Raw genomic sequence first — 6,852 nt, 5'->3', positions numbered from 1 at the left:
CGACCACCACGCTGCTGCCCGAGGCCGGACACCAAAGTGCCCGGTCCGCTCACGCCCGCCCGCACGAGACCCTTGACCTCAAGGGCGAAAGCTAGTCGGCCAGCTCGACGATGACGGGCGCGTGGTCACTCGCGCCCTTGCCCTTGCGTTCCTGTCGGTCTATCAGGGCATTCGTCACTCGGGCGGCCAGCGCGGGGGAACCGAGGACGAAGTCGATCCGCATGCCCTCGCGGCGGGCGAAGCGCAGCTGGGTGTAGTCCCAGTAGGTGTAGACGCCGGGGCCCGGGGTGTACGGGCGGACGACGTCGGCGTACCCGGCATCGACGACGGCCTGGAACGCGGCCCGCTCCGGCTGGGAGACGTGCGTGGAGTGGGCGAAGACCCGCACGTCCCACACGTCGTCGTCCTGCGGGGCGATGTTCCAGTCACCGACCAGGGCCACCTGCGCCGCGGCGTCCTCGGCCAGCCAGCCGGCCGCCGTCGCCCGCAGGGCCTCCAGCCAGCGCAGCTTGTACTCGTAGTGCGGGTCGGTGAGCGTGCGGCCGTTGGGCACGTAGAGGCTCCACACCCGCACCCCGCCACAGGTGGCGCCGAGCGCGCGGGCTTCGGCGGCCGGGTCCTCCCCCCAGCCGGGCTGGCCGGGGAACCCGACCTCGACGTCGTCGATGCCGACCCGGGACAGCAGCGCCACGCCGTTCCACTGCGAGTAGCCGACGTGCGCGACCTGGTAGCCGAGGTCGGTGAAACGGGACTCGGGGAACTGGTCGTCGCGGCACTTGGTCTCCTGCAGGGCCAGGACGTCGACGTCCGAGCGCTGCAGCCAGGCGACCACCCGGTCGGCTCGGCTGCGGATGGAGTTCACGTTCCAGGTGGCCAGGCGCACGGACCCGACCCTAGGTGGGTTCCCCGACGGTCCGGTCGACCGCCAGGGTGTCCCCATGGACGTCGACACCCGACTGCGCGAGCTCGGCATCGAGCTGCCCGCCCCCACGGCCCCCGCCGGCAACTACCTGCCCGCCGTCCGGGCGGGGGGCCTGCTCCACCTGTCCGGCACCGGACCGGTGCGTCCCGACGGCAGCATGGTCACCGGCAAGGTCGGGGACGGCGGCCTGGGCCTCGAGGAGGCCCGCGAGGCAGCCCGTCTCACGGGCCTGCAGCTGCTCTCCACATTGAAGGCCGAACTCGGCGAGCTCGACCGGGTGCGGCAGGTCGTGAAGCTCTTCGGCATGGTCAACTGCGCGCCCGGCTTCAACCGGACGCCCGCCGTCATCGACGGCTGCTCGGACCTGCTGGTCGAGGTGCTCGGCGACCGTGGGCGCGGGGCGCGCTCCGCCGTCGGCATGGCGGAACTGCCCTTCGACATCGCCGTCGAGATCGAGGCCGTCGTCCTCGTGGACTAGACGCAGGGTGCACCGGGCGCGGAGCGGACCGTGGGCGGGACGCCGACGGTCCACTCCATCAGCCCTTCCGCGCCGCCTCGCGAGCCCGCATCCGCTCCCGGCTCTCCACGAACCGGGTGGCCTGGGCGTCGAGGCCCGCGAGGAACTCGGCGAGCTCCTCACGGGCCTTCTCACCGGCCGGGCCGAGGTCGGTGCGCTCGAACACCTTCCAGGCGCGTAGCACCGGGCTGACCACGTCGTCGTGGTGCAGCCGCAGGTCGTAGATGCCTGCCTTGGCGATGATCATCGAGTTCTTCCGGAAGCCGGTCATCGTGGCGCCGGGCATCTCGAAGCCGACGACCTCCTTGGTCACCGCCTGCATGGCCAGGTCGGGGTCGATGTCGAACGCCGCGGCCATGAGGTTCCGGTAGAAGACCATGTGCAGGTTCTCGTCGGTGGCGATGCGGGCCAGCAGCCTGTCGGCGATCGGGTCACTGGTGGCCCGGCCGGTGTTGCGGTGCGAGACGCGGGTGGCCAGCTCCTGGAACGAGACGTAGGCCAGCGCCTCCAGCGGCGTCTTGTCGCCGGAGTCGTAGCCGAGGGTCATGTAGTCCATCCGGGCCCGCTCGAGCGCGACCGGGTCCACGCCGCGGGTGACGACGAGGTAGTCGCGCAGCGCGACCCCGTGCCGGTTCTCCTCCGCCGTCCAGCGGCCGACCCACTGACCCCAGGCGCCGTCCCGGCCGAACCGGGTGGCGATCTCCCGGTGGTAGCTGGGCAGGTTGTCCTCGGTGAGCAGGTTCACGAACATGGCGGCCTTGGCCGACTCGTCGAGCCGGGACTGCTCGGGCGACCAGTCCTCGCCGCCGAGGAAGGCGAAGTTCCGCCCCTCGTCCCAGGGGACGTAGTCGTGCGGGTGCCACTCCTTGGCGACGGCGATGTGGCGGTCGAGGTTCTGGGCGACCACCGGCTCCAGCTCGTGCAGCACCGCCGCGTGCGGGGACGTCTGGGACATGGTGACCTCCGGACGATTCGACCTACAGTTCCGTAACCTACGCTGTCGTAACCACGCGTCGGCCCCTTCGCTGGGTTCCCCGTCGAGACGCGGGCCACGCATCCCGAGCCCCCGATCGGGTGTCCGGGCAGGTGGGGCCGTGTGGACGAGCGGTACAGGTGGCTCCGGAGTGGGACCATGGCCGGATGACCTGGTTCTGCCGCGCGGGGGCGTGCACATGAGCGAGTGGGACCAGACGCGTCCCATCGGCCCGTCGCGGCCGCTCCCGCCACCTCCGGACGGACCGGTCCGCACGCGCCGGCGGGAGGAGCGCCGCTTCCGCTCCGCGCTGGGCTGGACGGTGCTGGGTGCCGTCGTGCCGGGGACGGCGTTCCTCGCCGCCGGCCGGCGGGTGCTCGGCGCGGTCACGCTGCTGCTGTTCCTGACGCTCGTCGGGGGCGGGGTCTGGCTGGCCACGGCCGGCCGGCGCACCGCCGTCCAGATCGCCGTCGACTCCGCCTGGCTGGGGTGGGTGCTCGGTGGCGTCGTCGCGGTGGCGCTGCTGTGGGTCGTCGTCGTCGTCGCCGGCTACCGGATGCTGCTCCCGCGGCCGACCTCGGGGCCGCGGCACGTGCTCGGCGTCGTGGTGGTCCTGGCGCTGGTCGCCGCCATCACCTACCCCGCCTACACCGCCGTCCAGGTGGCGGCGGCGCACCGCGGCCTGCTCGACGAGCTCTTCGCCGACCGCGAGTCGGCGACGGTCGTGGACACCCCCGACCCGTTCGGGGACGAGGAGCGGGTCGACGTGCTGCTGCTCGGCGGCGACGGAGGGGAGGGGCGCGAGGGCGTGCGCACCGACACCGTCATCGTGGCCAGCATCGCGACCGACACCGGCCAGACGACGCTGTTCAGCCTGCCCCGCAATCTGCAGGACCTCCCCTTCCCGGCCGACAGCCCGCTCGCCGAGGCCTATCCCGACGGCTTCGAGGGCAGCACCGAGAGCGAGGGCCTGCTCAACGCCGTCTACCGCAACGGCCCGGCGGCGTTCCCGGACATCCTGGGTCGCACCGACGACCCGGGCGCGGACTTCCTCAAGCTGGGGGTCGGTGAGGCGCTCGGCCTGGACATCGACTACTTCGTCCTGGTCAACCTCGACGGTTTCAGCCGGCTGGTCGACGCGCTGGGCGGCATCACGGTCAACGTCAACTACTACGTGCCGATCAACGGCGACCCGGGCACCGGCGAACTGCCCGACGACTACATCGATCCCGGGCCCGCCCAGCACATGGACGGCGAGCGGGCGCTGCAGTTCTCCCGCGGGCGCTTCGGCCTCACCGACTACGACCGGATGGCCCGGCAGCGCTGCACGATCTCGGCGATCATCGACGCCGCCGACCCGGTCACCCTGCTGCAGCGCTACCAGGACCTCGCGGCCACCACCCAGGACATCGTCAGCACCGACATCCCGCGGTCGGCCCTCGACGACTTCGTGGACCTGGGCTGGCTGGTCAAGGACACCGAGGTGCGCAGCGTCGTCTTCGACACCAGCGTCATCGACCCGGCCTACCCCGACTACGACCTGATGCGCGGGATCGTGTCCGACGCCCTGGCTCCGCCGCCACCGGCGGACGACGCCCCCGACGGCACGCCGGCGCCGACCGACGGCGCCCCGGACGCCACGCCACCGCCGCCGGGGACCCCCGAGGGCGACGCGCAGGCCGTCACCGACGTCGGGGACGCCTGCGCCTACGACCCCGTCCAGGCCGCCGAGGCGGTCGCGGCCGGCGAACCACCGAACAAGGCGGACTGAGGGGAGGCCCGCCCTCCCCCCACGCCTCGCACGCTCGGCGCGGCCACTGGAGGGCGGCCGCTCCAGCGCGTCACCGGGCTCGCGGCGGGGCTCTGCAGGGGGCCACTCACCCCGTGGCGAGGTCGCGGCGGCGGAAGCCGGCCAGGCCCGTGGCGAGCAGGCCGAGGGCGACCGCCGCGAGGACGATCGACGGGCCGGCGGCCCACGGCTCTCCCGGCCCGGCCGGGGTCCACGCCAGCGGGGACAGGTCGTCGACCCACGACGGCCAGTCCAGCGACTCGGCGAACAGGGTGACCACGACCACGTAGGCCACCCAGCCCCAGGCCGTGGCGCTCGCGGCCCGTGGCAGCACGCCGACGAGCACGGTGGCGACGGCGGCGAACACCCAGACGTCGGGCAGGTGGGCCAGGGTCGCCGCGAGCACCCGCCCGGTCAGCGCGGGATCCCCGGTGGCCGCCGCGGCGGACAGCCCCATCACCGTGCCGGCGGCGACCAGCACGGCGGTCGACCCCAGCAGCGCCACCGCCGCGTGACTGCCCAGCCAGGCGGGGCGGCTGGTGGCCGTGGCGAGCACCGGCTCGGCCCGCCCCGCGGACTCCTCGGTGCGGGCGCGCAGGGCGGCGGAGACGGCGTAGGCCCCGGTGGTGAGCACGACCATGCCGAGGGTGACCCCGAGGTAGGCATCCACCAGCCCCGCCGTGGACAGGGCGGGCAGGAAGGTCTCCGCCGCGGGGTTGTCTCCCAGCAGCGTCTGCACCGAGCCGGCGATCGACCCGTAGACCGCCCCGAGCGCGACCAGTCCGCCGGCCCAGCCGAGGAGGGCTCCCCGGTGCAGCCGTCCGGCCAGGCCCCAGGGGGACCCGAGGAGCCGGGACGCGGAGGCGGCGCCGGGGCGCGGGCTCATCACGCCGGCGCCGAGGTCCCGCCGGTCGAGGAGGGCGCGGGCACCGGCCAGGAGGACGCCGGTGCCGGCCAGGCCCAGTAGGAGCGGCCACCAGCGGTCGTCGGAGTAGGGGTGCGTGGCCTGGGCCCAGCCGATGGGGGACAGCCACGACACGCCGTCGCCCTCGATGTCGCCCACGGCGCGCACCGCGAACGCGACGCCGAAGACGGCGAGCACGATGCCGTAGGCGGCCCGGGCCGAGCCGCTCACCTGGGCGGCCACGGCGCTGACGGCGGCGAAGACCAGACCGGCGGTCCCGACCGAGGCGCCGAGCAGGAACGAGCCCCCGGCCGGCAGTCCGGTGGCCACCCCCGCCGCACCGATGGCGACGGCGATGGCGGCACAGCCCAGCGCGGCCAGGCCGACGCCGGCCAGCAGCGGCGCGTGCCGGCCGACCCGGGCAGCCCGGACCAGCTCGGTGCGCCCGGCTTCCTCGTCGGCGCGGGTGTGCCGGATCGTGGTGGACATGGCCATGAGCGCGGCCACGAGGACCAGCGTGAACGAGATCTCGAACGCCACCGCTCCGGCCACCGTGTCGAGCCCGACCGGTGGGCCGGCCAGCGCGATGGTGGCCGCGTTGCTGCCCACCGAGGCGCGGTAGGCGGCCAGGGCCTCGGGAGTGTCGTAGAACGCCTGGCTCCCCAGCGACTGCTGGGCCGTCAGCCCGGCGCCGACCGCCACCCAGACGGCGAGCCGGACGCGGTCCCGGCGCAGGGCGAACCGCACCAGCGTGCCCGTCCCGGCCAGGGCGGGCGCCCTCACGACCGCACCGCCTCGGGCAGCTGTTCCTCGGCGAGCTCCTCGCCGTAGTGGCGCAGGAAGAGCTCCTCCAGGGTCGGCGGAGCGCTGGTGAGGGCCCGGATGCCGAAGCCGCTCAGGTGCCGTACGGCGGCGTCCAGGGCCTCGGCGTCGACGTCGAACCGGACGCGGCCGTCGCCGCCGGCCAGGTCGTGCACCCCGGGCAGGGCGTCCAGGCCGGTGACCGGCCGGGCCGTCTCCGCGGTGATGGACGTGCGGGTGAGGTGGCGCAGCTCGGCCAAGCTGCCGCTCTGCACCGTCCGGCCGTGCCGGATGATGCTCACCCGGTCACACAGCGCCTCGGCCTCGGCGAGGATGTGGCTGGACAGCAGCACGGTGCGCCCCTCGGCTCGGAGACCTCGGACCTCGTCCCGGAACACCGCCTCCATCAGCGGGTCCAGCCCCGACGTCGGCTCGTCGAGGACGAACAGCTCGGCGTCGGAGGCCAGCGCGGCCACCAGGGCGACCTTCTGCCGGTTGCCCTTGGAGTAGGTGCGGGCCTTCTTCCGCGGGTCGAGGTCGAAGCGCTCGAGCAGCTCGATACGGCGGGCCGGGTCGAGCCCGCCCTGCAGGCGCCCCAGCAGGTCGATGGCCTCCCCGCCGGTGATGCCCGGCCAGAGCGTCACGTCGCCGGGGACGTACGCCAGCCGGCGGTGCAGGGCGACGGCGTCGGCCCACGGGTCGCCGCCGAGGAGCCGCACCCGGCCGGTGTCCGCCCGCAGCAACCCCAGGAGCACCCGGATCGTCGTGGACTTGCCCGAGCCGTTGGGGCCCAGGAAACCGTGTACCTCGCCGGTGGTCACCTCGAGGTCGAGGCCGTCGAGGGCGCGCGTGGCGCCGAACGTCTTGACCAGGCCGGTGACGGAGATCGCGGACGTCATACCCCGCAACGTACGCATCTTTCACGAACTTGTGAACAGTGTTGACA

6 protein-coding genes are annotated in these 6,852 nt (G+C 74.0%); 2 read left to right on the top strand and 4 right to left on the bottom strand.

The window, feature by feature from the left end; all coding sequences use genetic code 11:
* Positions 1–91: 91 nt before the first annotated feature.
* Positions 92–883 carry an exodeoxyribonuclease III gene (locus CRP39_RS25440; RefSeq protein WP_097209185.1) on the bottom strand — a complete coding sequence of 264 codons (792 nt, stop codon included), beginning with the start codon at positions 881–883 and terminating at the stop codon, positions 92–94.
* Positions 884–938: 55 nt separating this feature from the next.
* On the opposite strand from CRP39_RS25440, the gene CRP39_RS25435 reads away from it, so the two are divergent.
* The gene (locus CRP39_RS25435; RefSeq protein WP_097209200.1) at positions 939–1,400 is read left to right on the top strand and encodes a RidA family protein; all 462 of its coding nucleotides are present in this window, start codon (positions 939–941) and stop codon (positions 1,398–1,400) included.
* Positions 1,401–1,458: 58 nt separating this feature from the next.
* Here CRP39_RS25435 and CRP39_RS25430 read toward each other — a convergent pair whose 3' ends face one another.
* The gene (locus CRP39_RS25430; RefSeq protein ID WP_097209184.1) at positions 1,459–2,394 is read right to left on the bottom strand and encodes an acyl-ACP desaturase; all 936 of its coding nucleotides are present in this window, start codon (positions 2,392–2,394) and stop codon (positions 1,459–1,461) included.
* Positions 2,395–2,611: 217 nt separating this feature from the next.
* Here CRP39_RS25430 and CRP39_RS25425 point away from each other — a divergent pair, with 217 nt between their 5' ends.
* A complete protein-coding gene (locus CRP39_RS25425) occupies positions 2,612–4,183 on the top strand; it encodes an LCP family protein (RefSeq protein ID WP_221201784.1) in 1,572 nt (523 codons plus the stop codon).
* A 106-nt stretch (positions 4,184–4,289) separates the two neighbouring features.
* Here the strand turns inward: CRP39_RS25425 and CRP39_RS25420 are convergent, their stop codons facing one another.
* Together CRP39_RS25420 and CRP39_RS25415 are read right to left on the bottom strand one after the other, a co-directional pair.
* Positions 4,290–5,888 (bottom strand): ABC transporter permease, encoded by a 1,599-nt coding sequence (locus CRP39_RS25420; RefSeq protein ID WP_097209182.1) that lies wholly within the window; start codon positions 5,886–5,888, stop codon positions 4,290–4,292.
* Entirely contained in the window at positions 5,885–6,805 is a 921-nt protein-coding gene (locus CRP39_RS25415) for an ABC transporter ATP-binding protein (RefSeq protein ID WP_097209181.1), read from the bottom strand. Before CRP39_RS25415 ends, CRP39_RS25420 begins: the two co-directional genes overlap by 4 nt.
* Positions 6,806–6,852 lie beyond the last annotated feature (47 nt).

The organism is Geodermatophilus sabuli, from assembly GCF_900215145.1.
Taxonomy (GTDB): domain Bacteria; phylum Actinomycetota; class Actinomycetes; order Mycobacteriales; family Geodermatophilaceae; genus Geodermatophilus; species Geodermatophilus sabuli.
Note: the sequence above shows the minus strand (reverse complement) of the source record. Positions and strands in the feature narration are given on the sequence as shown.

Bases quoted from the DNA above. Each gene is read 5' to 3' on its own strand.
- CRP39_RS25435 (WP_097209200.1), top strand. From the start codon at position 939: ATGGACGTCGACACCCGACTGCGCGAGCTCGGCATCGAGCTGCCCGCC.
- CRP39_RS25430 (WP_097209184.1), bottom strand. From the start codon at position 2,394: ATGTCCCAGACGTCCCCGCACGCGGCGGTGCTGCACGAGCTGGAGCCG.
- CRP39_RS25425 (WP_221201784.1), top strand. From the start codon at position 2,612: ATGAGCGAGTGGGACCAGACGCGTCCCATCGGCCCGTCGCGGCCGCTC.
- CRP39_RS25415 (WP_097209181.1), bottom strand. From the start codon at position 6,805: ATGACGTCCGCGATCTCCGTCACCGGCCTGGTCAAGACGTTCGGCGCC.